Source organism: Shewanella aquimarina (assembly GCF_023349185.1).
Taxonomy (GTDB): Bacteria; Pseudomonadota; Gammaproteobacteria; order Enterobacterales; family Shewanellaceae; genus Shewanella; species Shewanella aquimarina.
The window spans coordinates 429,869-456,628 of the sequence record NZ_JAKIKY010000003.1 but is presented as its reverse complement, the minus strand read 5'-3'; the positions used below and the strand labels follow the sequence as shown (position 1 = coordinate 456,628).

The following is a 26,760-nucleotide window of genomic DNA, read 5'->3' as shown; positions in this document are numbered from 1 at the left end:
GCAAACCGTTTTAATTCTTGTTTGAGGAATTGGTTGCGGGAGCCGGATTTGAACCGACGACCTTCGGGTTATGAGCCCGACGAGCTACCAAGCTGCTCCATCCCGCGTCCGATGTGATGCAAACCGTTTTAATTCTTGTTTGAGGAATTGGTTGCGGGAGCCGGATTTGAACCGACGACCTTCGGGTTATGAGCCCGACGAGCTACCAAGCTGCTCCATCCCGCGTCCGGATGTTTACTCTAACCTCTGTAGTACCTACAGCTTCTGCCGTTTGGTGCTCAGTGCGTCAAAGCGGGGCGAACTATATCGACATGTGCGTTGCAATGCAAGTCGGCGTCGTGAATTTCTTACCAAGCGTTTATTTATCAGGCAAAGTGCTGGCTTAACGCGCAAACCAGGAAATTTTAAACCTTCATTTGGCAGAACTTTTTATCATTTACTCTGAGGACAAGGTATAATGACGGATTGATTTTTGAAGTGTGTCTATCTATCCATGTTGAATTTTTTTGCCGCAGCCCCAAGAGGCTATGAGTACGCCCTGTCTTTGGAACTGGCTGAGTTGGGCGCCGCCGAGATTAAGGAAAGCGTTGCCGGTGTCTATTTCTCTGCGCCCCTTAATCTGGCTTACCGTATCACCCTGTGGTCGCGACTCGCCAGCCGTATCATTCTAGTGATCTATAAGGGGCCCTGTGAGAATCCTGAGCAGCTCTACAATGCGGCTTATTGCATCGACTGGCAGACCCATTTCTCCAATAAGAGCAGCTTCAGCATAGATTTTCATGGTGTGGGTGGCTTTATTAAGAACTCACAGTTTGGCGCGCTTAAGATAAAAGATGCGGTCGTCGACCGTTTTCGTGACGATGGCTGCCCACGTCCCGATGTGGCCCGTGTCGATGCCGATTTTAAGATAGATGCCCATTATCGCCGGGGTCAGATAACCCTAGGGATTAACTTCTCCGGGCCTGCGCTGCATCAGCGCGGTTATCGCTCCACCACAGGGGAGGCACCGCTGAAGGAAAATCTGGCGGCAAACATGCTGGTGCGTAGTGGCTGGCAGCAGGCGCCTAAAGATCTGCTCGACCCCTTCTGCGGTAGTGGCACCATTTTAATTGAGGCGGCCATGATGGCCTGCGATATCGCACCTGCGCTGCAGCGTCGTCGTTTTGGTTTCGAGCATTGGCTACGCCATCAAGATGCCGACTGGCAGGAGCTGCTTGCTGAGGCCAAGGCCCGCGCCTCTATCGGTATCAAGCGCTGTGAGATCAAGTTTTATGGCTCAGATATCGATTCGCGTCTGGTGGCATTGGCCAAGCGCAACGTGCAAAACGCTGGTGTTGCTGAGCTTATCGAATTTTCAGTGGCCAACGCCCTCAATGTGACGCCGCCGGTGGAGCAGGGCTATCTGATCACCAACCCGCCTTATGGTGAGCGTCTGGGCAATGTCACTTCGCTGTTGCAGCTCTACTATCAACTGGGTGATAAACTCAAGGCCGAATTTGGTGGCTGGCAGGTGGCGGTACTTAACAGCGACATCGAACTCCTCTCTGCTCTTAAGCTTAAAGCCGATAAGCAGATGAAGATGTATAACGGTGCGCTTGAGTGTGCCTTTAACCTCTATACCTTGCATGCCAACAGCACCCGTCGTCTTGACCCTAGCCAGGTGTTGAGCCAGGGCGGTGAGGTGAGCGAGGTCGCCACGGCCTTTAGTAACCGTATCAAGAAAAATCATAAGCAGCTGAGCAAATGGGCTCAGCGCGAGGGGATAGATAGCTATCGCCTCTACGACGCCGATATTCCAGAGTACAATGTGGCGGTGGATGTCTATCTGGACCATGTGGTGATCCAGGAGTATTCGGCGCCTAAGTCGATTCCCGAGGCGGTGACTAAGCGTCGCCTGACCGATGTCTTACTGGTGTTGCCCCAAGCCATCGGCGTTGACCCCGATAAGATTATTCTCAAGACCCGCGAGCGTCAGAAGGGCACCAACCAATACCAGAAGCTGGATGCCACTAAGCTCGAGTTGATCACCACAGAGTACGGGGCCAAGTTTAAGCTCAACTTGAGAGACTACCTGGATACAGGCCTGTTTTTGGATCATCGACTCACCCGTAAGCTAGTGGGCGAGAAGTCGAAAGACAGAGACGTGCTCAACCTGTTTGCCTATACCGGCAGCGCCTCGGTTCACGCCGCCCTGGGTGGTGCCAAGTCGGTGACCACAGTCGATATGTCTAACACCTACCTTAACTGGGCGCAGGATAACTTTGAATTAAACGGCCTAAAGGGCAAGCAGTATCAGTTTATTCAGAGTGATTGCCTGCAGTGGATAGATGACTGCGATACCCAATATGACCTGATCTTCATCGATCCGCCGACCTTCTCAAACTCTAAGCGTATGGAAGACTCTTTCGATGTGCAGCGTGATCATGTCAAGTTGTTGACCGCGTTGGTCAAGCTGTTGCGTCCGGGCGGAGAGATCCTGTTTTCCAACAACAAGCGCAAATTCAAGATGGATAGCGAGGCGTTAAGCGCGCTTGGCTTGTCGATCACTAATTTGGATAAGCAGACACTGCCGCTGGACTATAAGCGTAATCCGCATATTCATAATACCTGGTTGATTCAGCATGCCTAACACCAGCGCCTTTATTCTTTTTCATACCGATGCCTGCCATCTTTGCGAGCAGGCTCAGGCGCTTATCAGTGCGCTGAATATCGATTTTGTCTTGCAGGATATCTGCGATGACGAGCAACTGGCGCAGCGCTACGGCGTGCGTATCCCAGTGCTGTTACGTCAGGCCGATGGCGCCGAGTTAGGCTGGCCTTTCGACAACGAGCAGTTGCAACAATTTACAGGAGCATAAATTGAGTCTGGTTCGTATAAATAACGGCTCATTGGCCTATGGCTACACCCCCTTACTGCAAAATGCTGACTTTACCATAGAGCCGGGCGAGCGCGTCTGTATCGTGGGCCGCAACGGCGCCGGTAAGTCAAGCCTGATGAAGGTGATCGGCGGTGAGGTGTTACTCGACGATGGCGAGTTTAACATTGCGACCGACGTTAAGGTCAGCCGACTGCAGCAGGACCCGCCTAAGGCGGAACAGGGCACTGTGTATGCCTATATCTCGGCAGGTTTGCAGGAGGTGGGTGAGAAGCTAGAGCGTTATCATCAGCTGTCACATGATGTTGCCCATGCCGATTCCCAGGAGATGGAGCGTCTGCTCAAGCAGATGGAGCGTCTGCAGGCAGATCTTGATCATCTCAACGGCTGGCAGCTCGATACCCGCATCAATCAGACCTGTGAACTACTGGGACTGGACGCCGATGCGAGCCTGGCTAGTCTGTCTGGTGGCTGGCAGCGCAAGGTGGCGTTGGCGCGCGCCCTGGTGAGCGAGCCGGATCTGCTATTGCTCGACGAGCCTACCAACCATCTGGACATCGACACCATCGAGTGGTTGGAAGAGTTTCTGCTTAATTATCGCGGCGCCATCGTCTTTATCAGTCACGACCGTGGCTTCATTCAGCGCATGGCGACCCGTATCGTGGATCTCGACCGCGGTGTGGTAACCTCCTGGCCCGGCGACTATCAGACTTATCTTGATGGTAAGGCGGAGTGGCTGAGGGTGGAAGAGGAGAAAAACGCCCAATTCGACAAGAAGCTGGCCGAAGAAGAGGCCTGGATCCGCCAAGGGATCAAGGCGCGTCGTACCCGCAACGAGGGCCGCGTTCGAGCCCTGAAGGCGCTGCGAATGGAGCGTATGGAACGTATCAATCGTCAGGGTGGCGCCAAGATGCAGGTGGCCGATACCGAGCGTTCGGGTAAGCTGGTATTCGATATCAAGGATCTAAATTACAACCTGCCAGACAAGAACCTGGTGAAGAATTTTACTACTTCTGTGATGCGCGGCGATCGCATCGCGCTCATCGGTCCTAACGGCTGTGGTAAGTCGACCCTGATCAAGCTATTGATTGGTCAGCTCGCGCCTCAGTCGGGGGAGGTGAAGGTCGGTACCAAGTTGGAAGTGGCTTATTTTGACCAGTATCGTGAGGCGCTTGATCCGGAAAAAACCGTTGAAGACAACGTAGGTGAAGGCAAGAAGACGGTCACGATCAATGGTCAGGACAGACATATTTTAAGCTACCTGCAGGATTTCCTGTTTTCACCCATGCGCGCCCGCACGCCGGTGAAGGCACTTTCCGGTGGGGAGAAGAATCGGTTACTGCTGGCGCGTCTACTGCTCAGGCCGGCAAACCTGATCATTCTCGATGAACCGACAAACGATCTTGATATTGAGACCTTAGAGTTGCTAGAGTCGCTGTTGACCGATTATCAGGGCACTCTGTTGTTGGTGAGTCACGACCGTGCCTTTATCGACAACACTGTCACCAGCTCCTGGTGGTTCACCGGCAACGGTGGCTGGAGTGAATATGTCGGCGGCTATCAAGATGCCGTGTCTCAGGGGGCAAAATTTTATTCTGAGGAACCAGTTGCCAAGGACGCTGTCCAACCCAAGGTTGCCGAGCCGGTTAAAAAGACCGCCGCTAAGGCAGAGAAGAAACTTTCTTATAAATTACAGAGAGAACTCGATGCCTTGCCTGCCAAGATGGAGCAACTCGAATCGGAGATAGAAAGCTTGCAGGCGGTCATCAATGAACCCGATTTTTATACCCAAGCACAAGATCTGGTCAGTAGTCGATTAAATGAACTGGCGGCACTGGAGCAGGAATTGGAAGTGTGTTTCGAACGTTGGGAAGAGCTAGAAGCTCTCAAATAGACGATAGAATAATAGGAAAAGTACATGAAGTTGAAGTTTGATAGAGCCATCTCTTTAGTTGCCGCCGGAGTGATCACCGCGCTGCAGACGGCTCATGCTGCACCTGTCTATGAGATCCAGAATATCGATGACTATGATCTAAACGGCACGCTAGAGTCGACCATCAACGGCTACGGCATGTTTGTCAATCAGCAAGATAAGATGGTAGGTATCTCTAAGGGTAAGAAGAAGCTTGAGGTAGACGACGAGACTGGTGGCGCTATCGATATCGAAGATGGCATCCCGCCCGAGCAGTTGGTGTCTTACTCTATCAACAAGCCTATCATTGCCAATAACTTCACCTTCAATGCCGACGGCAATGGAGCGAGCGGCAGCTGGATCCCAACCTTCGATTCGGTTTTTGGCACGACTCACCCTAAAGATACCGACGAAGCCTTGCCGGAGACCATTAACTCCATCAATGCCTATTATTACGGCATCAACAACAATGGCATAAAGGTCGGTAGCTATACCGCCCCTGAGCTGAAAACCGAATATACAGGTGAGACAGAAGGTCAGGAGTACTGGTACTACCGTGAATTTGAGGAGCGTGGCTTCCTCAAGACCGCCGAGGGGACTGACATCGCCCTAGTACCGCCTTATACCGTCTACAGTAAGGATGATACCGATGTGATCATGGGTGGTGTGTCGGTTGCAACCGCGATCAACGACAATAACCTTATTACGGGTTACGCGACCACAGATCTGGCCAAGTCGAGTAAGACACGGGTCGATAACTGTATTACCGGTGAGACCTATCCTATCGACGTCTGTGTGCAGAAGGATCAATATCCAGATAGTAACAATATACGCCGTATTCTCTATCAAACGCGCGGGTTTGTGTGGCAGTTTGACGGCACAGATGTTACACCGACCGAGCTACCGCTGGGACTTGAGTCGACCTCAGACAGCGTGTTTACCGCTCAAGGTCTTGGTGTTAATAGCCTGGGAGTTGTCGCTGGCCGCTCTCATGTTTACCGTAACGATGATAAGGATAAGCTGGCGTTCGATGCGGCCTATTGGAAGAAAGATGCTCAAGGTGATTACCAATATCACTGGGTGAAGATGACTAACGATCAGCTCTCCTCTGTGGCTTATGATGTCAACGATAATGGTATCTTGGTGGGTAGCTACCGTCGCTACATCGAAGGCTATCAGCGTGACAAGTTCTTCTATCTGGATACCAACGCCGAAGATCCCACCTTCGTGACCCCTAATGATTTCTATGAGGTGATGTCCGACCGTAGCTCTCGTCCACGAGATATTAACAACAAAGATCAGGTAGTGGGTTTCGTGGAAGTGACCTCAGAGAAAGAGAAGCCACGTATGAAGGGCGCCTTTCTGTATGACAAGGCAAGCGATGAGTTTAGTGTCATCGATGATCTTCTTGTGTGTGAATCGAAAGGCTATGTCAAAGATGATGCCGGTAAGTGGACCCGGAACAAGGTCGAGGTGGTCGACGGTGACGGTAAGACGCTCTACTACGATAGTGAGATCCGCATCGTAGAGGCTAGCAGCATTAACGATGATGGCACCATAGTGGGTACCGCCTTCATCCGTAAGCCTTCTTACCAATATGATGAAGATGGCAACTTGGTTATAGGTGAGAATGGTAAACCATTGTTCGAACTCAACGCCAACGGTCAGCCGGTAACGGCCTACCTGCCGCGTATGGTGGTGCTTAAGCCAACGACATCAGGTTCGGCTTGTGATGTGAAGGAGAATGATGACTCGGGTAATGGTAACTATGAGCGCAAAGGCGCCGCCAGTTTTGCCTGGTTGTTGCTATTGCCTCTGCTCTGGTTGAGACGCCGAGCTCGGGTCTAAGGGCCATTAGAACTTATTGAACTAAAAATCGGGGCTTATGCCCCGATTTTTTATTAATAAGGAACTCATGCGTTTAAATAATAACCCTTTCGAAAGGTAAATTTTTGATTGATCTCGTGATGAAAAAGTTCTATTTCTATGGATGAGGCTTCGGCCTTTAGGATTTGAGAACAGAGGATGCTTGCATGAAAAGACAAAAAAGAGATCGTCTCGATAGAGCTTTTTCAAAGGGATTCCAGGCCGGGATAGGTGGCCGCTCGAAGGATAACTGTCCTTATTCTACTTTAGACTCTAAATCACAATGGCTCGGAGGGTGGCGCGAAGGCGTCGATGGCCGTCTCAGCGGCCTGTTCAACAAGTGATTTAGCTGTTTGCCCTCTGTTTAGAGGGCATTTTCATATCTAGCGCAATGATAATTGCTTAGAAGCTTGAGGTATCGGTAAAGATACCGACTTTTAGATCTGTGGCTGAATAGATCTCGCGGCCATCCACTTCCATCACGGCATCTGCGATACCCATGACTAGCTTTCTATAGACCTTACGCTTGATGGTTAATTTGTAGGTGACTTTCTTGGCATCGGGCAGTACCTGGCCGGTGAATTTCACTTCGCCAACACCCAGTGCGCGACCTTTACCCTGGGCACCTTCCCAACCGAGGAAGAAGCCAACCAGCTGCCACATGGCGTCAAGGCCCAGACAGCCTGGCATCACTGGATCTGTCTCGAAATGGCAATCGAAGAACCAGAGTGATGGATCGATATCCAGTTCAGCTACAATTTCCCCCTTACCAAATTCACCACCGTCATCGTTGATCTTAGTGATGCGATCTATCATCAACATATTGTCGATAGGCAGGCGTGGCGAGTTGGCGCCAAAAAGATTACCGTGGCCGCAGGCGACTAATTCTTCTTTACTGAAACTGTTAGCTTTATTCATTGTTAACTTCACTCTAGCAATTTGAGTCGCCAAGGTTAGCTAACACGTGTACGCCAAACAACTCCGATCAGCTAGAAAGTTTCAGTTTCTGGAGCAAGTTGGCAAAAAAAGATCGCTCTTCATCGGGATAACCCGCGAGTCCTTCTAATCGCGCCTGCACCATGCCATATAGGCTTTCCTCGGGGAACTGGCCATTGTCATCGCGGCTGCCGGCGGGTTTGTTCATCAAGATGGCCACGGCCTGGTCGGTATGCTCGACTTGGTACAGGTGAAACTCTTTTGCCTCTACGGCGGCGATGACCGCCGGGGCCAGGTTGAGTTGCTGAACGTTGGAGGCGGGGATGATCACCCCCTGAGTCCCAGTGAGGCCACGACGTTGGCACAGATCGAAGAAGCCTTCGATCTTCTCGTTGACGCCGCCGATGGCTTGCACCTGACCAAACTGATCTATCGCGCCGGTTGCGGCGATACCTTGGTCAATCGGCTGCTCGGCGATTGCCGACATCAGGGCGCAGTACTCCGCGAGCGAGGCGCTGTCGCCATCGATCTCCTGGTAAGACTGCTCGAATACTATGTTGGCATTAAGGTGCAATGGTGCATCTTTACCGAAGATACGGTAGAGGCAGGAGGTGAGGATCATCAAGCCCTTGGCGTGTATGTTGCCACCCAACTCTACCTTACGTTCGATATCGGCCACTTCACCGTCACCATAATGCACTGCAGCGGTGATCCTCGCCGGTTCGCCATAGGTATATTCGGCGGCGTCTAACACGGTCAGGCCGTTGATCTGGCCAATCATGGCGCCTTTGGTCGGTAGGTTAATAAAGTTATCATCGAAGCTCTGTGCCGACAGGCTCTGAGATGCATTGTGGCGGGCCTGGTGTCTGGCGAGGGCCAGGGTCACACTGTCACCATTTAGCGCCTTGCTGTTGCCGTAGAGGCTGGCCTGAACCATAAGCTGGCTTATTCCTTGAGTCTCCAGGCTCAGATGGCGCTGATGCTCCGCCAGGCGGGCACTGTGATTAAACAGTGGTGCCAAGGCCGATTGCGTTAAGGAGAGCCCATTGGCGTTAGCAATCTCCATCAGGTAATTGCCATAATCCAACTCACTAAATTCATTGAGATCTATTTCATCCACTAATTCACCCAGCAGCGGAAAGGCTGCGGGAAAGTTGCGCTCCTCCAGGTAGCTGACACTATATAAGCTGCTACTGCCTACCAGAATGATCTTGCTGTGTAGGGGGATGGCCGGCCAGCCAGAGTGTAGCGGATACTCACCGCTGTGGGCGGCCTCTATCACCAACTCCCATAGGGCCTCGCGTTTCCACAGTGACTCGGCGCAGATAAACAGGTAATCGCAGTCGGCTAGGGCGCCGGGGTGATAGATATTTGGGTTATGACTATCGAGATGGCCGATGAGATCCCGGCGTTTAATGGCCCCGCTCAAATAGCGATAGGGCTTGCCCGCCTGGCAAAGGCATTCTTCTCCGGCTTCTGTCTGCCACGCCAGGCCGGCATCAGGTGCCTGGCGATTAAGGTAGTGAGTGGGCCTGTTGCCTTGATAGTCAACTAATGCCTTTATCAACGCCAGCCTATCGATACCGCTTTGGTCGGCCAGGTACATATGTTGGCCCTTTGCCTTAGCCAATAGGTTGAAGGCGTCTAGGGTGCGCTCCTGGCCGAGGAGGCGACTGTGAAGATTTGGCTTAAGCTGGTCAACCTGGGGTAAGTCAAATTGGGGCGATAAAGCGGTGGCGTCGATGGAATGTGCGATCATTTCTGGGGTGAATTATTGAAACATGGGCTGATGTTAGCACAGATTAGCCAAGGCTCGATCTTTGTTTCGAGGCGAGATTCCTAAGATTTCTATTTGTTGTGGTGATTTGTCGACAATCTTAGTGGGTTTACTTGGAGGCTGTCGTTAGCCAACACCCATTCTCAAGTGCGCGTACGAGTCGATGTGGCGGGTCGATTAGCCTGTACGGTTTAAATCTAGATGACGGTTTAATGACCTGGTTTAAGGTCGTTTTCTGTCCTGCCTTGTATCGAATTCGTTACGACTTTAGTCGAAAAACAAGTCTTTTTGTCGACAATTTTTGGTGTTTGGCTTGAGAAAGGTGAATTTGGCGGCTATATTGTCGACAACTAATTGTTTGACGGCGATCACAATAATCATGACCCGATACAGCCAAACGCCCGTGACAACGGCAGATAAAACCTTCTATCAACTCAGGCAAGACATTGTCGAAGGGGTGATAGCGGCGGGTGCTAAGCTGAGTGAGACAGAATTGTCGACAACTTATGGGGTTAGCCGAGCAGTGATCCGCGAGGCGATCAATCGTCTCGAATCTTGTCATATCGTCGAGCGCCGCGCCAACGTAGGGGCCAGAGTGGTGGCCTTGAGTGAGGAGGGGCTGCTGGCGCTGTATGAGATCCGTGAATCCCTAGAGGGCATGGCGGCGCGCCTGGCAGCGAAGAACATGAGTGATGAAGAGATAGCCGAGCTCGAAGCCCTGCTTATCAGCCACTTTCAAGACGTCAAACAAGGCGAATCCTATTACCAAGAGGCCGGCGATGTGGATTTTCATTACCGCATCATTCTGGGCAGCAAGAACAAGCATCTTATCTCTATGCTGTTCGACGGCATCTATCATCTGGTGCGTATGTACCGCGTACAGCTTGGCATGGCGGGCCCCAGAGTCACTACCGCCTACGATGAGCACAGACACATAGTGCAGGCGATCGCCAATCGCGATCAGGAGCTGGCCGAGATGCTGATGCGCAGACATATCACCTATTCAAGAAACAACATCAGAAACAAACTCTCATCAATTCAGTCATAAGAGGAAGCGAGCATGAGCGCAGGAAAGAAATTCCGTCAGGCCTTGGCCGACAATAAGCCGTTACAGATTGTCGGTACCATTAATGCCTACACGGCCATGATGGCCAAGCAGATAGGCCACAAGGCCATCTATCTCTCAGGCGGCGGGGTGGCAAACGCCTCTTATGGTCTGCCAGATCTGGGGATGACCTCGTTAAACGATGTGATTGCGGATGTGCAGCGTATCACCTCGGCCTGCGATCTGCCGCTACTGGTGGATATCGATACCGGCTGGGGCGGGGCATTTAACATCGCCAAGACCATCAAAGACATGGAAAAGGCCGGTGCGGCGGCCGTACACATGGAAGACCAGGTGGCTCAGAAGCGTTGTGGTCATCGCCCTAACAAAGAGATCGTCTCGGTTGACGAGATGGTCGATCGCATCAAGGCGGCGGTAGATGCACGCACAGACCCAGACTTCTTCATCATGGCCCGCACCGATGCGTTCGCCCAGGAAGGACTAGAGGCGGCCATCGAACGTGCCAAGGCCTATGTGGCTGCCGGCGCCGACGGTATCTTCGCCGAGGCAGTTAAAACAGAGGAGCATTACCGCGCCTTTGCCGAGGCCTTAGATGTGCCCATCTTGGCTAATATCACCGAATTTGGTCAGACAGAGCTGTGGAATCGCGAGCAGCTGGGACAGTGGGGCGCAGCCATGGTGCTCTACCCGCTAAGTGCCTTTAGAGCCATGAATAAGGCGGCGGAGACTGTTTATCAGACCATTCTGCGCGACGGCGACCAGAAGGCGGTACTCGATACCATGCAGACCCGTATGGAGCTTTATGACTATCTCGGTTATCACGACTACGAGCAGAAGCTCGACAGCCTGTTTGCCGAAGGCAAGAACAAGTAACACCTAAGGGCCCGCCCTGGGTGGGCCAAATTGACAGCATACCCCCTACAACCTAGATAATGCAGTACTAGGGATAGACAAAAATATAATAGGAAGACGTTATGGTAGATAAAAAATTAGGCGGCGCCGGACTACGTGGACAGAGTGCGGGCGAAACAGCGTTATGTACAGTGGGCAAATCAGGCTCAGGCTTAACCTATTGTGGTTACGATGTATCGGATCTGGCCGACAACGCCACCTTCGAAGAGGTTGCTTACCTGCTATTTAATGGCGAGTTGCCCAATGCGGCTCAGCTCGATGCCTACAAGAGCCAGCTGATGTCGATGCGCGACCTGCCGAAGACTCTGAAAGAGGTGCTGCAACGTATTCCGGCCGATGCTCATCCCATGGATGTGATGCGCACCGGCTGTTCTTTCCTGGGTAACCTGGAGCCAGAAACCGATTTCAGCCAGCAGCATAAAGCGGCTAACCGTCTGCTAGCGGCGTTCCCTGCCATCATGTGTTACTGGTATCGTTTCAGTCATGACGGCGTCGAGATCGACTGCGTGACCGACGAAGACTCGCTAGGCGGTCACTTCCTTAAGTTGCTGAACGGCAAGACGCCTTCGGATCAACATCGCCGCGTGATGGATGTGTCGTTGATTCTGTATGCTGAGCATGAATTCAACGCCTCAACCTTCACCGCGCGCGTCTGTGCCTCTACTCTGTCTGACATGTTCTCTTGTATTACCGGTGCTATCGGCTCGCTACGCGGCCCGCTGCACGGTGGTGCTAACGAGGCGGCGATGGAGATGATTCAGAAGTTTAGCTCGCCAGAAGATGCCAAGGTGCAGATGGCGGGTATGCTGGAACGCAAAGAGAAGATCATGGGCTTTGGTCATGCCATCTATCGCGAATCAGACCCACGTAACGTGATCATCAAGGCCTGGTCTGAAAAGCTGGCGAAAGAGTTCGGCGACACCTCACTCTACGATATCTCTGTGGCCTGTGAAGAGTATATGTGGGACACCAAGAAGCTGTTCTGTAACGCCGATTTCTTCCACGCGTCTGCCTATCACTTCATGGGAATCCCAACCAAGTTGTTCACCCCTATCTTCGTCTGCTCACGCCTGACAGGCTGGGCGGCCCACGTGATGGAGCAACGCGCCAACAACCGCATCATCAGACCAAGTGCGGATTATATCGGCTCTGCGCCGCGTAAAGTGGTGCCAATCAGCGAAAGATAAGCCTAGATACCAGCCCCTATGCCTTTAAAGGCTCAGGGGCTGTTTTGGTTTGCTTGCTTTAACTCTTAAATCGTTTGGATGATTTTATGAACTCTCTACATCGTAAACCGCTTCCCGGCAGCGCGCTCGATTACTTTGATACTCGCAGCGCTGTCGAGGCCTTAAGCGCTGGCGCCTATGACAAACTGCCCTATACAGCTAAGGTGCTGGCTGAAAACCTGGTAAGGCGCTGCGAACCTGAATTGCTAAATGACGCCCTGAGCCAACTCATCGAGCGTAAGCGTGATCTCGATTTCCCCTGGTATCCGGCGCGCGTGGTATGCCACGATATTCTCGGCCAGACGGCACTGGTCGACCTGGCTGGCCTACGTGATGCCATCGCCGAGAAGGGGGGGGATCCCTCAAAGGTTAACCCCGTGGTGCCGACTCAGCTGATCGTGGATCACTCGCTGGCGGTTGAACATGCGGGCTTTGAAAAAGATGCCTTCGAGAAGAACCGCGCGATTGAAGATCGCCGTAACGAAGACAGATTCCATTTCATCAACTGGACCAAGACGGCCTTTAAGAATGTCGATGTGATCCAGCCTGGCAACGGCATCATGCACCAGATCAACCTGGAAAAGATGTCACCGGTGATCCAGGCCCGTGACGGCGTGGCCTTCCCCGACACCTTAGTGGGTACCGACAGCCATACGCCTCACGTGGATGCGTTGGGCGTTATCGCCATCGGCGTGGGCGGCCTGGAAGCCGAGAACGTCATGTTGGGCCGCCCATCTTACATGCGTCTGCCGGATATTGTCGGTGTCGAGCTGACGGGTAAGCGTCAGAGCGGCATCACGGCGACGGATATCGTGTTGGCACTGACCGAATTTTTACGTAAGGAGAAGGTGGTTTCTGCCTATCTCGAATTCTTCGGTGAAGGGGCTGCGGATCTCACCCTTGGGGATCGTGCGACTATTTCTAATATGACGCCTGAATTTGGCGCCTCGGCGGGCATGTTCTATATCGACCAGCAGACCATCGACTATCTCACCATCACAGGCCGTGACAGTGAGCAGGTTAAGCTGGTGGAAAACTACGCCAAGACCACAGGCCTGTGGGCCGACAGCCTGAAAGAAGCCGAGTATGAGAGGGTACTGACCTTCGATCTCTCCAGCGTAGTGCGTAACATCGCCGGTCCTTCGAATCCACACCGCCGAGTGGCCACCAGTGAGCTGGCCAGCCAAGGCATTGCCGGCGTGGTCGAGCAGGATGAGAAGCTGATGCCAGATGGCGCAGTGATCATCGCCGCCATCACCAGCTGTACCAACACAAGTAACCCAAGAAACGTGATCGCCGCGGGTTTGCTCGCCAAGAAGGCCAACGAGATGGGCCTAGTTCGCAAGCCCTGGGTGAAAACCTCTTTTGCCCCAGGCTCTAAGGTAGCCGAGCTTTACCTGAAAGATGCGGGGCTTCTGCCTGAGCTTGAGCAACTGGGCTTTGGTATCGTCGGTTTTGCCTGTACCACCTGTAACGGCATGAGCGGCGCGCTGGATCCTGTTATTCAGCAAGAGGTGATAGATAGAGACCTCTATGCCACCGCCGTGCTGTCGGGCAACCGTAACTTCGACGGTCGTATCCACCCCTATGCCAAGCAGGCGTTTCTGGCCTCGCCGCCATTGGTGGTAGCTTATGCCATCGCAGGCACCATCAGATTCGATATCGAAAAAGATATCTTAGGTCATGATGCCAAGGGTGAGCCGATTCGCCTCAAAGATATCTGGCCGAGCGATGAGGAGATCGACGCTATCGTCAAGGCGAGCGTGAAGCCTCAGCAATTTAGGGATATCTATACCCCTATGTTCGACTTGGCGGTGGACTATGGCGAAGATGTCAATCCGCTGTACGACTGGCGTCCACAGAGTACCTATATTCGTCGTCCGCCTTATTGGGAAGGCGCATTGGCTGGTGAGCGCACGCTCAAGGGGATGCGTCCGCTGGCGGTACTAGGCGATAACATCACCACAGATCACCTCTCGCCTTCAAACGCCATCTTGGCCAGCAGCGCCGCCGGCGAATATCTGGCTAAGATGGGGCTGCCCGAGGTGGACTTTAACTCTTACGCGACTCACAGGGGCGATCACCTCACGGCCCAGCGCGCGACCTTTGCTAACCCTAAGCTGATCAACGAGATGGCGCTGGTGGATGGTGAAGTTAAGCAAGGCTCACTGACTCGCCTAGAGCCAGAAGGTGAGGTGATGCGTATGTGGGAGGCGATCGAGACCTATATGGATCGTAAGCAGCCGCTGATCATCATCGCCGGCGCCGACTATGGTCAGGGTTCATCCCGTGACTGGGCGGCCAAAGGGGTGAGACTGGCAGGGGTTGAGGCGATTGTCGCCGAAGGCTTCGAGCGTATCCACCGTACGAATCTTGTGGGTATGGGCGTACTACCGCTGGAATTTAAGGCCGGCGAGAACCGCCACACCTATGGCATCGATGGCAGCGAGACCTTCGATGTGATCGGTGAGCCAACGCCGAGAGCGGATCTCACTGTAGTGATCACCCGTCAAAACGGTGAGCGCGTCGAGGTGCCTGTGACCTGTCGTCTGGATACGGCCGACGAGGTACTTGTCTATCAGGCGGGCGGCGTGTTGCAGCGCTTCGCGCAGGATTTCCTCGAAGCGAATGCCTAAGGCAGTCATAGCGGGTAGGGCAGATGTGTCCTGCCCGCTTCTTAAAGGATAAGCCAATGAAACAGATGAAAATTCCGGCAACCTATATGCGCGGTGGCACCAGCAAGGGGGTCTTTTTTGCGTTAAAGGATCTGCCTTTAAATGCCCAGCAGCCTGGCCCGGCCCGAGATGCCTTGTTGCTGCGGGTGATCGGCAGTCCAGATCCCTACGGTAAGCAGACAGACGGCATGGGTGGTGCCACATCCAGCACCAGTAAGACGGTGATTCTGGCTAAGAGTCAGCGCGATGACCATGATGTCGATTACCTCTTCGGTCAGGTAGCAATAGACAAACCCTTCGTCGACTGGAGTGGTAACTGCGGCAATCTGACGGCGGCGGTTGGCGCCTTCGCTATCAGTCAGGGATTGGTGGACAAGGCTAAGCTTCCTGATAATGGCACCGCCGTGGTGCGGATCTGGCAGGCCAACATCAACAAGACCATCATCGCCCATGTGCCTATGGTGGACGGTGAGGTGCAGGAGCTGGGAGATTTTGAGCTCGATGGCGTGACCTTCCCGGCCGCTGAGGTGCAGGTGGATTTTGTAGACCCAGCAGACGGCGAGGGGGATATGTTCCCCACAGGTAACCTGGTCGATAAGCTTGAGGTGCCGGGCGAGCCGGTTTTCGATGCGACATTCATTAATGCCGGTATCCCAACTATCTTCCTCAAGGCGGAGCAGCTCGGTTACCAGGGCACAGAACTTCAGGAGGCGATCAACGGCGATGCGGCCGCGCTTGAGCGTTTCGAAACCATACGCGCACACGGCGCCCTCAAGATGGGGCTGATAGAGTCGCTCGGCGAGGCGGCGGGTCGTCAGCACACGCCCAAGATAGCCTTTGTTGCGCCGGCTAAGGCCTATACCTCCTCCAGTGGCAAGGCGATTTCGGCAGATGAGATCGATCTGCACGTGCGCGCCCTGTCTATGGGTAAGCTTCATCATGCCATGATGGGCACCGCAGCGGTGGCTATTGGCACGGCGGCTTCGATTCCCGGCACCTTAGTGAATCAGGCGGCTGGCGGTCAGGCTAGTGAGAGCGTGCGTTTTGGCCATCCCTCTGGCACCCTCAAGGTGGGGGCCAAAGCCAGAGAACAGGCAGGCAAGTGGCAGGTCGAAAAGGTCAGTATGAGCCGTAGTGCCCGCGTCTTGATGCAGGGCTGGGTCTGTGTCCCTGAGTCGTTAGGCTAGCGGCCTGCTGAGTCGATAAATCGAGTTGATAAAAAAGGATGCTACGGCATCCTTTTTCGTTTCTATGGGCTAGCGCATTAATGCTTTAGTATGATTGGGCGCCGATGGCTGTGGAACGAGTGCTATAATTGTGGCTTAAGCTTTGCTGCGGATAAAAATAGTTCACTTATAATTCATATGCTTAGTTGAACTTAATTTCCGCTCGCTTCTTTATCCCATTTGGGATAAATTACCAAGTGTTGCCCACATGCCGTATATGTGGGCCGAGTATTCGCTGAAGGGTAGATTCACGTTGATTTCTGTATTTTTAGTTGATGACCATGAGTTAGTGAGAACAGGCATCCGCCGCATCCTTGAGGATGAGCGCGGTATCAAGGTTGTCGGTGAAGCAGGGGATGGCGAATCTGCCGTGCAGTGGTGCCGCAATAACGAGGCAGATGTGATCCTTATGGACATGAATATGCCAGGCATAGGCGGACTCGAGGCGACGCGGAAGATCTTGCGCTATCAGTCCCATGCCAAGATCATCGTCCTGACCATACATACCGAAGATCCTTTCCCGACTAAGGTGATGCAGGCCGGTGCCTCAGGCTATCTCACCAAGGGGGCAACGCCACCCGAGGTGATACAGGCGATTCGTCAGGTGGCCCATGGTCAGCGCTATCTGTCACCTGAGATCGCTCAGCAGATGGCTCTGAGTCAGTTTAATCAGTCGGAAGATAACCCGTTTAAGTCACTGTCTGAACGCGAATTGCAGATCATGATGATGATCACCAATGGCGAACGTGTGAGTGACATCTCTGAGCAGCTCAACCTGAGCCCCAAGACGGTCAACAGCTATCGATATCGTTTATTTGCCAAGCTTGGGATCAGTGGCGATGTCGAGCTGACCAGGCTGGCGATCCGTTATAAGATGTTGGATACTGGCCAATTCTAATTTGTTAACCTGCGCGATGATGGGCTCGATGTGACAGACAGCTTCAATGCGACCCAATTTTTAAAAACCGTTTCTTCCTCCGCCGGCGTCTACCGTATGTATGACGCCGATGGTGTCGTCATCTATGTGGGCAAGGCGAAAGATCTCAAGAAACGCCTAAGCTCCTATTTCAGACGTAATCTCCCTAACGTAAAGACTCAGGCACTGGTGTCTCACATCGCCAACATCGATGTGACCCTGACCCCCAGCGAGACAGATGCACTGATCCTGGAAAACGATTACATCAAGCAGTACATGCCCAGATACAATGTGCTGCTCAGAGACGATAAGTCTTACCCCTATATCTTCTTGAGTGGCCATCGACATCCAAGACTGGCCTATCACCGTGGGCCTCAGTGGGAGAAGGGCCAGTATTTTGGGCCTTATCCTAACGGCGGCGCGGTGAGAGAGAGCCTGCATCTGATGCAGAAGCTGTTTCCTATCCGTCAGTGTGACGATCTTTACTATAAGGCGCGTTCTCGTCCCTGCCTGCAATATCAAATCGCCCGCTGCAGCGCCCCCTGTGTGGGTAAGGTAAGCGATGAGGATTATGCCGAGCAAGTGAAGTTGGCGAGCCTGTTTCTGCGGGGCAAGGATCAGCAGGTGATCGCCACCTTAGTTGCTAAGATGGAACAGGCGGCGATGGCGCTCGATTATGAAGAAGCCGCCCGTTATCGCGACCAGATCAGTGCGCTGCGCCGCGTCGCCGAGCAGCAGGAGGTCTCCAGCGATTCCGGTGACATGGATGTGATTGGCGCCTACTATGCGTCGGGGATCGCTTGTTTTCATCTGCTGTTTATTCGCAGCGGTAAGATCTTCGGTAGTCGCAGCTATTATCCTAGTGTGCCCGACGAGACAGAGGTCAGCGAGGTACTGCGCGCCTTCATGTTGCAGTTTTATCTGAATCTCGACAGCCAGCGGACATTGCCACGGGAGATAGTGGTCAGCCACGAGTTTGACGATATTCATGAGCTCGAAGATGCCATCGCTCAGGCTTCTAACAAGCGTCTGCTGATCAAGACCAAGGTGCGTAGCGAGCGTGCCAGTTTCTTGCGTATCGCCGATGCCAACGCCAAAAATGCGGTTGAGACGCGGCTGTCTCATCAAAATACCGTCGAAGAGCGTTTCCTATTGTTAGAAGAAGCGCTGGAGCAGAGCCAGGCGATCAATCGCATGGAATGTTTCGATATCAGCCATACCATGGGCGAGAGCACGGTAGCCTCCTGTGTGGTCTTTAACCGCGAAGGTCCGGCCAAGGGGGAATATCGCCGTTATAATATTAATGGCATCACCCCGGGGGATGATTATGCGGCGATGAAACAGGCGATCGGCCGCCGCTTCGACAAGATAGAGGCGGACGGTAAGATACCCGATATCCTGTTTATCGATGGTGGTATGGGGCAGCTGAGAATTGCCCAGAAGGTGGTGAATGAAAAGTTTGCCCATCTGGATGTTGCGCCGACACTTATCGGCGTGGCCAAGGGGGAGGGGCGTAAGCCTGGACTCGAGACTCTCATCTATGGCGAAAACGAGGTGGCCTTTAGTTTGCCGGCAGATTCAGGTGCGCTGCACCTGATTCAACACATTCGCGATGAGTCGCATCGTTTTGCCATCACAGGCCATCGTAACAAACGTCAGAAGACGCGTAATACCTCGACACTCGAGTCTATCCCGGGTGTCGGACCAAAGCGTCGTAAGGCGCTGTTGCAATACCTCGGGGGATTACAGCAAGTTAAGGGAGCCAGCGTAGCGCAGTTGTCTAAAGTGCCGGGCATTAGCCTAGAAATGGCACAAACAATACATGATGCGTTGCGAGGGTGAGAAAATTAAGGCAAGATTGGCGCTGCTTTTAGATAATTGGTTTTCACATGCCGTTTAATGTACCGATAGCTCTCACATTTTTTAGATTAATATTACTACCTGTTTTTGTAGTGCTTTTTTACGTGCCCTATAGCTGGTCACCCTTTGCGGCAGCCTTCGTTTTCTGGCTGGCGGCGGTGACCGACGCATTAGATGGCTATGCGGCGCGAAAATTACAGCAATCGACCCGATTCGGTGCATTTTTGGACCCGGTGGCCGACAAGATCATGGTCACTACGGCGTTGGTACTCTTGGTCGCCGAATATCAGAATATCTGGTTGACCTTGCCTGCGCTGTTTATGATTGGCCGCGAGATAGTGATCTCTGCATTGCGTGAATGGATGGCCGAGATAGGGAAGCGCGGTGCGGTGGCTGTGTCCTGGATAGGTAAATATAAGACGGCGGCGCAGATGGTGGCCATCATAGGTCTGATCTGGAAGCCCAATGATTTTCTGACTTATACGGCTATGGCGCTGTTTTATGTGGCGGCTATCCTAACGTTTTGGTCTATGGTGAGCTACATTATGGCCGCCTGGGCAGATCTTACCGACGAATCGAACAATTAAAATGCAATGCGATCACTTAGTGTGCAAACAGTGCATTAAGGTGAAATAGGGCGTTGACACTTGAGGGTAAATCGGTAGAATGCCATTCCGCAGTCAGGGGAAACATTGGTAAGACGCTGACGCGAAATAAGATGAAACAGGCGACATTAGCTCAGTTGGTAGAGCGATACCTTGCCAAGGTATAGGTCATCGGTTCGAACCCGATATGTCGCTCCAATCTTAGCCTAAGGCGCGATGGCAGAATGGCTATGCTGCGGATTGCAAATCCGTCGATCTCGGTTCGACTCCGGGTCGCGCCTCCACTTTATGTTTTAGTGCAACTATGCGGTAAAACACACTTTGCCCGAGTGGTGGAATTGGTAGACACAAGGGATTTAAAATCCCTCGCTGGTAACAGCGTGCCGGTTCAAGTCCGGCCTCGGGTACCATCATTTGATGACAAAAAGGCCTCAACGCAAGTTGGGGCCTTTTTGTTTGTGTACAAACTCTGCTTACCCATTATATATCATAGCCTTATCTCACTTTTATTATGTGCTTGATGGGGTTTGGGTAAGTTAGGGAAGTAGCGAATAAGCCCTTGTGGCACTCTGGTTTACACAGCAATTGACGTTCAAGGCGTCTGACACTGGGGATGGCGGGGCCTGTCCAAGTCCGATAACGCAGAGGGCCGGTTGCTGTGTAAGCCCCGAAGGGCGTGGCCAACAGGCCTATCTGCTGTGTTGTGCTTCTTGCAAAGGACTTGGGCCATTAGCCGCGAACCGCGCCTGCATCCAGGTCTGTAAGCCGACGCAGAGCACACATGGGACCTGTTTGCACCTTCCTCAGTAATACAACGAACGAATTGTTTAATGGATCCATTATTAAGGTCGTGAATCTATATGCGTAAAATTAGCGGGTTTACCCTGATTGAGTTAGTCGTGGTGATAGTGGTGTTGGCTATTCTGGCGGTGGTTGCATTGCCCAGATTTGTTTCATTGAGGCAGGATGCCCACGATAGTGCGGCGAAGGGGGCATTTTCTGCCTTTACCTCAGGTGTGTCACTCTATCACAGCTGTTGGGCCGCTTCCGGGGCCAGCGGCCAAGTGGTAGATCTAGCCTGCTTTGGCGACGGTACAATTGACTCGACCACCACAGGTTATCCATTGGGTAAGACGACGCAAACCGGCGGCAACAATGGTACCCAGTTGCAAGGTGATTTCTGTCGTCAGCTTTGGGAAGGTTTGTTAGATAACAGCGACCACCAGTTGGCATCTCATGATGACGCGTCATTTGGCGGTTCGACCGATATTATCTATTGGTACTCAGGTGGGGACCTAAGCCTCAGTAACACCTATTGTTACTTTAACTATATTCGTGACAACCGTGAAAAAGGGAACGAAAACTGGCAACTAAGGTATTACCCAGCTACGGGGAAAACCCTAATCACACGCTCTACCCTGAGTTGATAGCCCACTCCACCCAGCATTAATTGCCGCTCAAATCTGCTGTATCAACATGCCCGGTTTGTATGGACCGGGCATTAGCTTATAAAAAATCCGTCTTTAGTCACCTAGGTTGGCCTGAGATCTATGAGCCATAATTATCCAAGGAGGTATTTATGGCTTTGAGATGCATTTTCATATTGCTTCTGCTGTGCTGGTCTAGCCTGGTTGTAGCCGACGAGCGACTCGCCGCAGCAAATCAGGCGTTGCTTAATCAGATTGAGGTGATTCATCTTGCCGATGCTTCCAGCGAGTTTGACCATTATCGTCAACAGCTAGCGGCAGAGCAGCCGTTGCCCTCCGAAAAGCTCTATCCCATTGCAGAGGCGGCAGCCAAATTCTGGCAGCGTCAAGAGATACCGACCGGAAATTTATCCTTTGAGCTTAAGGATCCCTTTGCCGCGGTGATCGCCAGCGAGCCCCAAGTGCCAGACTATCTGATGTTGAGTAATCGGGTGCGTTATCTGTTGTGGTTGGCCGGTCATGAATCATGGTCGCCGCTGGCCGTGGAAGGCTGGTTAAGGCTTGGCGATAGCCATAGGGCGATCCCAGAGATAAGAGCGCGCCTGCAGGCCCTTGGCGACTACCCCCAGGGCGATACCAGTGAGCAGTATTTTGATGAGACGTTAAAAGAGGCGCTGATTAAGTTTCAGACCCGCCACGGCCTTAAGCCCGATGCCATTATTGGCCCCGCTACCTTGGGTTGGCTTAATCGCACCCCAAGAGCGCGCGCGCAGTTGCTGGCGTTTAATTTCATCGGCCGAGCTAAATATCTTGCTGGCATAGGGGAGCGCTATCTGCTGATCAACATCCCCGCCTACGAGATGTGGCTGGTGGATGATAATCGCGTGGCACTTAAATCTAAGGTGATCGTCGGTAAGCCCTACCGTCCGACGCCCATTATCAGTGGTGAAATAAAAAATTTAGTACTCAATCCCAGTTGGCGGGTGCCCCGTCGCTTGTTAACCCATGATTTGCTGCCCAAGGTGAGGGAGGATGGCAGCTACATCAGCAGCCGAAATTTTGAGGTGTTTAACTATCGGGGAGAGCGTGTCATTAAGAGTGACGATGAGTGGCGCGACATCGCCAAGGGTAAATTTCCCTACCGTCTGGTGCAAAAGCCTGGAGTTGGCAATACGCTAGGGCGCTATAAGTTCTTCTTTCCTAATGAGTATAGTGTCTATCTCCATGACACCTCTGACAAAGCCTTGTTCCAACGTAGCGACAGGGCGCTCTCGTCGGGTTGCATTCGGGTAGAGAAAGTTGAACAGTTAGCCAACTGGATGGCGTCAAATCTAGTGCGAGATAAGCAGACCTGGGTGCGCATGCAAATTGAGCGAGATAAAACTCAATGGTTTGCCTTCGATGCTGGCCTGCCGATACATCTGGTGTATTGGACCTCGTGGCTGGACGGCGACAATGTTGCCCAGTTCAGGGACGACATATACAAAAAGAATCAAAATATTAGCCTGAGTCTTCAGGCAGCTAAATAGCCGCTAGCCCAGTGTTTATCAGGCTTAGGCATCAACTAACACTTGATCTCCCCGCTATTTAAGGTTAATTTGTCCGCTGTTTTGGTTAAAAAGTAAACGGTGGTGTTGATGTGACGATAGTTTGTCCTGCGCGTAGGCAGTTGTTATTAGGCCTAGGTGGTGTAGCAATGTTTTCTATGGTGCCGTCTAAAGCTCGAGCGAGCCGCTCGACACAAGGAGTAAGAACCTTAGGGTTTTACAATCGACACACTGGAGAACGGGGGCAGGGAAGCTATTGGATTGATGGTGATTATCAAACAAATACCTTGAATGATTTTAATCACCTGTTGCGAGATCATCGTCAAAACGAAACGGCGCCCATGGATAAGCGTCTATTCGATCTACTGTTCTCGCTGAAGCAGACCTTACAGGTTGATGAAGACTTTCATGTGATCTCAGGTTATCGTTCGCCTAAGACTAATCAAATGCTGGCTAGTCGCAGTTCAGGTGTTGCGAAGAAGAGTTATCATATGAAGGGGATGGCGATGGATATCGCACTGCCTGACGTCAATCTTAAAGATCTGCGTGATGCGGCGATCTCCCTTAAACTCGGTGGGGTAGGCTATTACCCAAGCTCGGGGTTTGTGCACGTCGACACCGGCCCGGTCCGTACCTGGTAAGCTAAATGCCGGCTTTTACTCACTTAAGGTTTGTTAAAGCCGGATCACTGTGCTAATATTCGCCCGCTTTAAATGAGGTCATCGTTGGTCGAAAACGATGACCACCTATATTACTATTGATTTAAGTGAGTAAATTATGTCTTACACAATTACCGCACAAACCCGCACTGAAGTTGGGAAAGGTTCGAGCCGCCGCCTACGTCATGCTGGTAAAGTTCCTGCAGTTATCTATGGTGCGGGCAAAGAAGCCGTTTCTATCGAATTCGAACACCGTTCAATCATCAACATCCAAACTAACGATGATTTCTACAACAACGACATCACTATCGTTCTAGACGGTAAAGAAGTTAAAGTTCGTGTTCAAGCTATGCAACGTCACGCGTTCAAGCCTATGATCGAGCACGTGGATTTCAAATTCGCTTAATGGCGAGTCTGAAATAAAAAAAGCGCCCTGGTGGCGCTTTTTTTATGCCTCTAAGCCGCAGGTTCGGATTCCGAAAGCTTCTCCGGGCAGCTGGCAATCACTATTGGCTCGCCCTGTTCGTTGAGCTCCTCCAAGGTAACATTAAAGCCCCAAAGCCTGTGCAGGTGTTTGACCACCTCCTGGCTGCTTTTGTCCAGAGGAATGCGATTGATGGGGATGTAGCGTAGGGTCAAGGAGCGATCGCCAGAGATGGCCACGCTTTGCACCTGAATGTTGGGTTCAAGATTTGACAGATTGTACTGCTGGGACAGTGTCTGACGGATCTCCTGATAACCCAGGTCATCATGAATCGCCGAAATGCTGAGGTAGTTCTTCTTGTCATCGTCTAAGATGCTGAAAAACTTGAACTGACGAATGATGTTAGGCGACATATATTGGCTGATAAAGCTCTCGTCTTTAAAGTTTTCCATGGCGAAGTGCAGGGTATCTAGCCAGTTGCTGCCGGCGATATCGGGAAACCAGCGCTTGTCCTCTTCAGTGGGGGACTCACAGATACGGCGGATGTCGACAAACATATTAAAGCCCAAGGCATAGGGGTTGATCCCCGAATAGTAGGGGCTGTTATAGCTCGGCTGGGCGATCACATTGGTATGGTTCTTTAAAAACTCAATCATGAAACGGTCGGAGACCAGTCCCTCGTCGTAGAGGTGGTTGAGAATAGTGTAGTGCCAAAAGGTGGCCCAGCCCTCGTTCATCACCTGGGTCTGTCTCTGTGGATAGAAATACTGCCCCATCTTACGTACGATCCGCACTATCTCCCGTTGCCAAGGCTCGAGCAGGGGCGCATTCTTTTCGATGAAGTAGAGAATATTCTCCTGGGGCTCGGCGGGAAAATTGGGCGCAGCCTGCTGTTTCTGGGTGTCAGGGGTCAGTGGGATGGTGCGCCAGAGATCGTTAACCTGGCTCTGCAGGTAGGCCTCACGTTCCTTCTGACGGACCTTTTCTTCTTTGAGAGAGATCTCGCTGGGGCGCTTATAGCGATCCACACCATAGTTCATCAGGGCATGACAGGAGTCCAATACCAGCTCTACCTGCTCCTCGCCATAGCGCTCCTCACACTCTCTGACATAGTTTTTGGCAAACACTAGATAGTCGATGATCGAGCTGGCGTCCGTCCAGGTCTTAAACAGATAGTTGCTCTTGAAGAAGCTGTTGTGGCCGAAACAGGCGTGGGCCATCACCAGCGCCTGCATGGTAATGGTGTTCTCCTCCATTAGGTAGGCGATGCAGGGATCTGAGTTAATCACTATCTCGTAGGCCAGGCCCATCTGGCCGCGCTTATAACCTTGCTCGGTTTCGATAAACTTCTTGCCAAAAGACCAATGGGTATAGCCTATGGGCATGCCTATGCCCGCATAGGCGTCCATCATCTGTTCGGCGGTGATCACCTCTATCTGGTTTTTGTAGGTGTCCAAGCGGTAGTGATCCGCCACGCGTTCGATCTCAGTAAGGTAAGTTTCTAATAGCTCGAAGGTCCAGTCTGGTCCATCATTTAATACAGTGCGCTTCTTTTTTGAACTCATAAGGCCCCCTAAACAGCTTGTTTCTTAAACAGTTCTCTAAATACAGGGTAAATGTCCTCGGCCTGCTTAATGTGCTGAACTGCAATATTGTCGTGAGTCTTCTGTAGTCCTTCATATTCGCGCCACAGGGTTTGATGGGCGCGGTTGGTGATCTCGATATAGCTAAAGTAACGCACCACGGGCAGTAACTTGTGTTCCAGCAACTGCCGACAGGTGGGGGAGTCATCGGCCCAGTTATCGCCATCCGACGCCTGGGCGGCATAGATGTTCCATTCACTCTCGGGGTAACGCTCTCGCTGGATCTCATGCATCAGCTTGAGGGCGCTGGAAACTATGGTGCCACCGGTTTCCTGGGAGTAGAAAAACTCGTGCTCGTCCACCTCTTTCGCCTGAGTGTGGTGACGGATATAAACCACCTCCAGATTCTTATAGGTACGGGTAAGAAACAGGTAGAGCAGGATATAGAAGCGTTTGGCCATATCTTTGGTGGCCTGATCCATGGAGCCAGACACATCCATAAGACAAAACATCACCGCCTGGCTAGAGGGTACCTCGCGTTTGGCGAAGTTGTTGTACCTGAGATCGAAGGTGTCGATGAAAGGTACCTTGGCGATCTTAGCCTCTAATTCTGCTATCTGCTCTTTCAGGGCGATGATCTTCTCAGCTTCCGAGCCGGGGGTTTGCTCAAGGGCCTCTAGCTCCGCCTTGAGCTCATTCAGCAGCGCCTTCTTAGAGGAGGACATGGCGATTCGACGGGCCAGTGATGAGCGTAGCGAGCGAATGATGTTGATGTTGGCCGGCACGCCATCGTTGGTAAAACCGGCGCGATAGGTTTGATACTCCACTAGCTTGTTGAGGCGATTGCGCTGCAGGTTTGGTAGTTCCAGATCTTCAAACAGCAACTCGAGGTATTCATCTTTAGAGATCTGAAATACGAAGTCATCCTGGCCTTCGCCGGAATTGGACGCATCCCCTTGACCGCTGCCTTGGCCGCCACCTTGAGGGGGACGTTCAACCTTGTCACCGCGGGAGAATTGATCGTTGCCTGGGTGAACGCGCTCGCGCATGCCGCCCTGTCCCTGATGAAAGGTTGGCTCGCTGATATCCCTAGTCGGGATACTGATCTTCTCGCCCTTATCTATGTCGGTCACGCTGCGTCTGGTCACGGCGTCACTGACGGCCTTTTTGATTTGTTGCTTATAGCGGTTGATAAAACGTTGACGATTGACTGTACTCTTTCCCTTAGTATTCAATCTTCTATCGATAAAATTAGCCATGCGCACCT

At 52.2% G+C, this 26,760-nt stretch carries 21 protein-coding genes and 5 tRNA genes; 20 read left to right on the top strand and 6 right to left on the bottom strand.

The features are described from left to right. Nucleotides 1-30: 30 nt before the first annotated feature. Nucleotides 31-107: transfer RNA gene (locus tag L2731_RS06210), tRNA-Met, on the bottom strand. A gap of 41 nt (nucleotides 108-148) precedes the next feature. Next, nucleotides 149-225 (bottom strand) — tRNA-Met (locus L2731_RS06205). Between the two features lie 268 nt (nucleotides 226-493). Between L2731_RS06205 and rlmKL the strand changes: the two genes are divergently transcribed. The 5 genes from rlmKL (at nucleotide 494) to rmf (ending at nucleotide 6,998) form a co-directional block, all read left to right on the top strand. Continuing rightward, nucleotides 494-2,629 carry a bifunctional 23S rRNA (guanine(2069)-N(7))-methyltransferase RlmK/23S rRNA (guanine(2445)-N(2))-methyltransferase RlmL gene (gene rlmKL, locus L2731_RS06200; RefSeq protein WP_249252267.1) on the top strand — a complete coding sequence of 712 codons (2,136 nt, stop codon included), beginning with the start codon at nucleotides 494-496 and terminating at the stop codon, nucleotides 2,627-2,629. Then, a complete protein-coding gene (locus L2731_RS06195; protein ID WP_239850415.1) occupies nucleotides 2,622-2,858 on the top strand; it encodes a glutaredoxin family protein in 237 nt (78 codons plus the stop codon). Before rlmKL ends, L2731_RS06195 begins: the two co-directional genes overlap by 8 nt. 1 nt (nucleotide 2,859) lies before the next feature. Beyond that, nucleotides 2,860-4,770, top strand: a complete 1,911-nt coding sequence (locus L2731_RS06190) for an ABC transporter ATP-binding protein (RefSeq protein WP_249252264.1) — start codon at nucleotides 2,860-2,862, stop codon at nucleotides 4,768-4,770. A gap of 24 nt (nucleotides 4,771-4,794) precedes the next feature. Continuing rightward, nucleotides 4,795-6,636 (top strand): DUF3466 family protein, encoded by a 1,842-nt coding sequence (locus tag L2731_RS06185; protein ID WP_249252262.1) that lies wholly within the window; start codon nucleotides 4,795-4,797, stop codon nucleotides 6,634-6,636. Nucleotides 6,637-6,821: 185 nt separating this feature from the next. Next, complete coding sequence (gene rmf / locus L2731_RS06180) at nucleotides 6,822-6,998, top strand: ribosome modulation factor (RefSeq protein ID WP_082035666.1); 177 nt, start codon at nucleotides 6,822-6,824, stop codon at nucleotides 6,996-6,998. A gap of 58 nt (nucleotides 6,999-7,056) precedes the next feature. Here rmf and fabA read toward each other — a convergent pair whose 3' ends face one another. Then, complete coding sequence (gene fabA, locus L2731_RS06175) at nucleotides 7,057-7,572, bottom strand: bifunctional 3-hydroxydecanoyl-ACP dehydratase/trans-2-decenoyl-ACP isomerase (protein WP_041511383.1); 516 nt, start codon at nucleotides 7,570-7,572, stop codon at nucleotides 7,057-7,059. Nucleotides 7,573-7,639: 67 nt separating this feature from the next. Continuing rightward, on the bottom strand, nucleotides 7,640-9,349 hold the full coding sequence (locus L2731_RS06170; protein WP_249252259.1) for a S16 family serine protease: 1,710 nt from the start codon (nucleotides 9,347-9,349) through the stop codon (nucleotides 7,640-7,642). 397 nt (nucleotides 9,350-9,746) lie between these two features. Here L2731_RS06170 and L2731_RS06165 point away from each other — a divergent pair, with 397 nt between their 5' ends. From L2731_RS06165 to rplY, 15 genes are all read left to right on the top strand, one after another. Further along, on the top strand, nucleotides 9,747-10,415 hold the full coding sequence (locus L2731_RS06165; protein WP_041511381.1) for a GntR family transcriptional regulator: 669 nt from the start codon (nucleotides 9,747-9,749) through the stop codon (nucleotides 10,413-10,415). Between the two features lie 12 nt (nucleotides 10,416-10,427). Further along, nucleotides 10,428-11,306, top strand: coding sequence for a methylisocitrate lyase (gene prpB, locus L2731_RS06160; RefSeq protein ID WP_239850419.1), 879 nt, complete (start codon nucleotides 10,428-10,430; stop codon nucleotides 11,304-11,306). Nucleotides 11,307-11,407: 101 nt separating this feature from the next. Then, nucleotides 11,408-12,532 (top strand): bifunctional 2-methylcitrate synthase/citrate synthase, encoded by a 1,125-nt coding sequence (gene prpC / locus L2731_RS06155; protein WP_249252257.1) that lies wholly within the window; start codon nucleotides 11,408-11,410, stop codon nucleotides 12,530-12,532. A gap of 86 nt (nucleotides 12,533-12,618) precedes the next feature. Continuing rightward, nucleotides 12,619-15,207, top strand: coding sequence for a Fe/S-dependent 2-methylisocitrate dehydratase AcnD (gene acnD / locus L2731_RS06150; RefSeq protein ID WP_249252255.1), 2,589 nt, complete (start codon nucleotides 12,619-12,621; stop codon nucleotides 15,205-15,207). Between the two features lie 56 nt (nucleotides 15,208-15,263). Beyond that, the gene (prpF, locus tag L2731_RS06145) at nucleotides 15,264-16,433 is read left to right on the top strand and encodes a 2-methylaconitate cis-trans isomerase PrpF (protein WP_239850422.1); all 1,170 of its coding nucleotides are present in this window, start codon (nucleotides 15,264-15,266) and stop codon (nucleotides 16,431-16,433) included. 292 nt (nucleotides 16,434-16,725) lie between these two features. Beyond that, a complete protein-coding gene (gene uvrY, locus L2731_RS06140; protein ID WP_041407121.1) occupies nucleotides 16,726-17,370 on the top strand; it encodes a UvrY/SirA/GacA family response regulator transcription factor in 645 nt (214 codons plus the stop codon). A 30-nt stretch (nucleotides 17,371-17,400) separates the two neighbouring features. Continuing rightward, on the top strand, nucleotides 17,401-19,230 hold the full coding sequence (gene uvrC, locus L2731_RS06135; RefSeq protein WP_249252253.1) for an excinuclease ABC subunit UvrC: 1,830 nt from the start codon (nucleotides 17,401-17,403) through the stop codon (nucleotides 19,228-19,230). Between the two features lie 47 nt (nucleotides 19,231-19,277). Then, the gene (gene pgsA, locus L2731_RS06130) at nucleotides 19,278-19,835 is read left to right on the top strand and encodes a CDP-diacylglycerol--glycerol-3-phosphate 3-phosphatidyltransferase (RefSeq protein ID WP_041511375.1); all 558 of its coding nucleotides are present in this window, start codon (nucleotides 19,278-19,280) and stop codon (nucleotides 19,833-19,835) included. 140 nt (nucleotides 19,836-19,975) lie between these two features. Then, a tRNA-Gly gene (locus L2731_RS06125) sits at nucleotides 19,976-20,051 on the top strand. A gap of 12 nt (nucleotides 20,052-20,063) precedes the next feature. Next, a tRNA-Cys gene (locus L2731_RS06120) sits at nucleotides 20,064-20,137 on the top strand. A gap of 39 nt (nucleotides 20,138-20,176) precedes the next feature. Next, nucleotides 20,177-20,263, top strand: a tRNA-Leu gene (locus L2731_RS06115). A 450-nt stretch (nucleotides 20,264-20,713) separates the two neighbouring features. After that, a complete protein-coding gene (locus L2731_RS06110) occupies nucleotides 20,714-21,280 on the top strand; it encodes a prepilin-type N-terminal cleavage/methylation domain-containing protein (RefSeq protein WP_249252251.1) in 567 nt (188 codons plus the stop codon). Between the two features lie 152 nt (nucleotides 21,281-21,432). After that, entirely contained in the window at nucleotides 21,433-22,809 is a 1,377-nt protein-coding gene (locus tag L2731_RS06105; protein WP_249252250.1) for a L,D-transpeptidase family protein, read from the top strand. A gap of 110 nt (nucleotides 22,810-22,919) precedes the next feature. Continuing rightward, nucleotides 22,920-23,468, top strand: coding sequence for a peptidoglycan L,D-endopeptidase MepK (gene mepK, locus L2731_RS06100; RefSeq protein ID WP_239850426.1), 549 nt, complete (start codon nucleotides 22,920-22,922; stop codon nucleotides 23,466-23,468). Nucleotides 23,469-23,604: 136 nt separating this feature from the next. Continuing rightward, the gene (rplY, locus tag L2731_RS06095) at nucleotides 23,605-23,892 is read left to right on the top strand and encodes a 50S ribosomal protein L25 (RefSeq protein WP_041511371.1); all 288 of its coding nucleotides are present in this window, start codon (nucleotides 23,605-23,607) and stop codon (nucleotides 23,890-23,892) included. Between the two features lie 50 nt (nucleotides 23,893-23,942). On the opposite strand, the gene L2731_RS06090 is transcribed toward rplY, so the two are convergent. Both L2731_RS06090 and L2731_RS06085 read right to left on the bottom strand, forming a co-directional pair. Then, complete coding sequence (locus tag L2731_RS06090) at nucleotides 23,943-25,475, bottom strand: SpoVR family protein (RefSeq protein WP_249252249.1); 1,533 nt, start codon at nucleotides 25,473-25,475, stop codon at nucleotides 23,943-23,945. 8 nt (nucleotides 25,476-25,483) lie between these two features. Beyond that, nucleotides 25,484-26,752: a YeaH/YhbH family protein gene (locus L2731_RS06085; protein ID WP_041511369.1), complete on the bottom strand. Its 1,269-nt coding sequence runs from the start codon at nucleotides 26,750-26,752 to the stop codon at nucleotides 25,484-25,486. Between the last annotated feature and the right edge of the window lie 8 nt (nucleotides 26,753-26,760).

Coding starts and splice junctions, on each gene's coding strand:
- L2731_RS06170 (WP_249252259.1), bottom strand. CDS start 9,349: ATGATCGCACATTCCATCGACGCCACCGCTTTATCGCCCCAATTTGAC.
- pgsA (WP_041511375.1), top strand. CDS start 19,278: ATGCCGTTTAATGTACCGATAGCTCTCACATTTTTTAGATTAATATTA.
- rplY (WP_041511371.1), top strand. CDS start 23,605: ATGTCTTACACAATTACCGCACAAACCCGCACTGAAGTTGGGAAAGGT.
- L2731_RS06185 (WP_249252262.1), top strand. CDS start 4,795: ATGAAGTTGAAGTTTGATAGAGCCATCTCTTTAGTTGCCGCCGGAGTG.
- L2731_RS06195 (WP_239850415.1), top strand. CDS start 2,622: ATGCCTAACACCAGCGCCTTTATTCTTTTTCATACCGATGCCTGCCAT.
- L2731_RS06085 (WP_041511369.1), bottom strand. CDS start 26,752: ATGGCTAATTTTATCGATAGAAGATTGAATACTAAGGGAAAGAGTACA.
- L2731_RS06110 (WP_249252251.1), top strand. CDS start 20,714: ATGCGTAAAATTAGCGGGTTTACCCTGATTGAGTTAGTCGTGGTGATA.
- L2731_RS06105 (WP_249252250.1), top strand. CDS start 21,433: ATGGCTTTGAGATGCATTTTCATATTGCTTCTGCTGTGCTGGTCTAGC.
- prpF (WP_239850422.1), top strand. CDS start 15,264: ATGAAACAGATGAAAATTCCGGCAACCTATATGCGCGGTGGCACCAGC.
- rmf (WP_082035666.1), top strand. CDS start 6,822: ATGAAAAGACAAAAAAGAGATCGTCTCGATAGAGCTTTTTCAAAGGGA.
- L2731_RS06165 (WP_041511381.1), top strand. CDS start 9,747: ATGACCCGATACAGCCAAACGCCCGTGACAACGGCAGATAAAACCTTC.
- prpB (WP_239850419.1), top strand. CDS start 10,428: ATGAGCGCAGGAAAGAAATTCCGTCAGGCCTTGGCCGACAATAAGCCG.
- rlmKL (WP_249252267.1), top strand. CDS start 494: ATGTTGAATTTTTTTGCCGCAGCCCCAAGAGGCTATGAGTACGCCCTG.
- acnD (WP_249252255.1), top strand. CDS start 12,619: ATGAACTCTCTACATCGTAAACCGCTTCCCGGCAGCGCGCTCGATTAC.
- L2731_RS06090 (WP_249252249.1), bottom strand. CDS start 25,475: ATGAGTTCAAAAAAGAAGCGCACTGTATTAAATGATGGACCAGACTGG.
- fabA (WP_041511383.1), bottom strand. CDS start 7,572: ATGAATAAAGCTAACAGTTTCAGTAAAGAAGAATTAGTCGCCTGCGGC.
- prpC (WP_249252257.1), top strand. CDS start 11,408: ATGGTAGATAAAAAATTAGGCGGCGCCGGACTACGTGGACAGAGTGCG.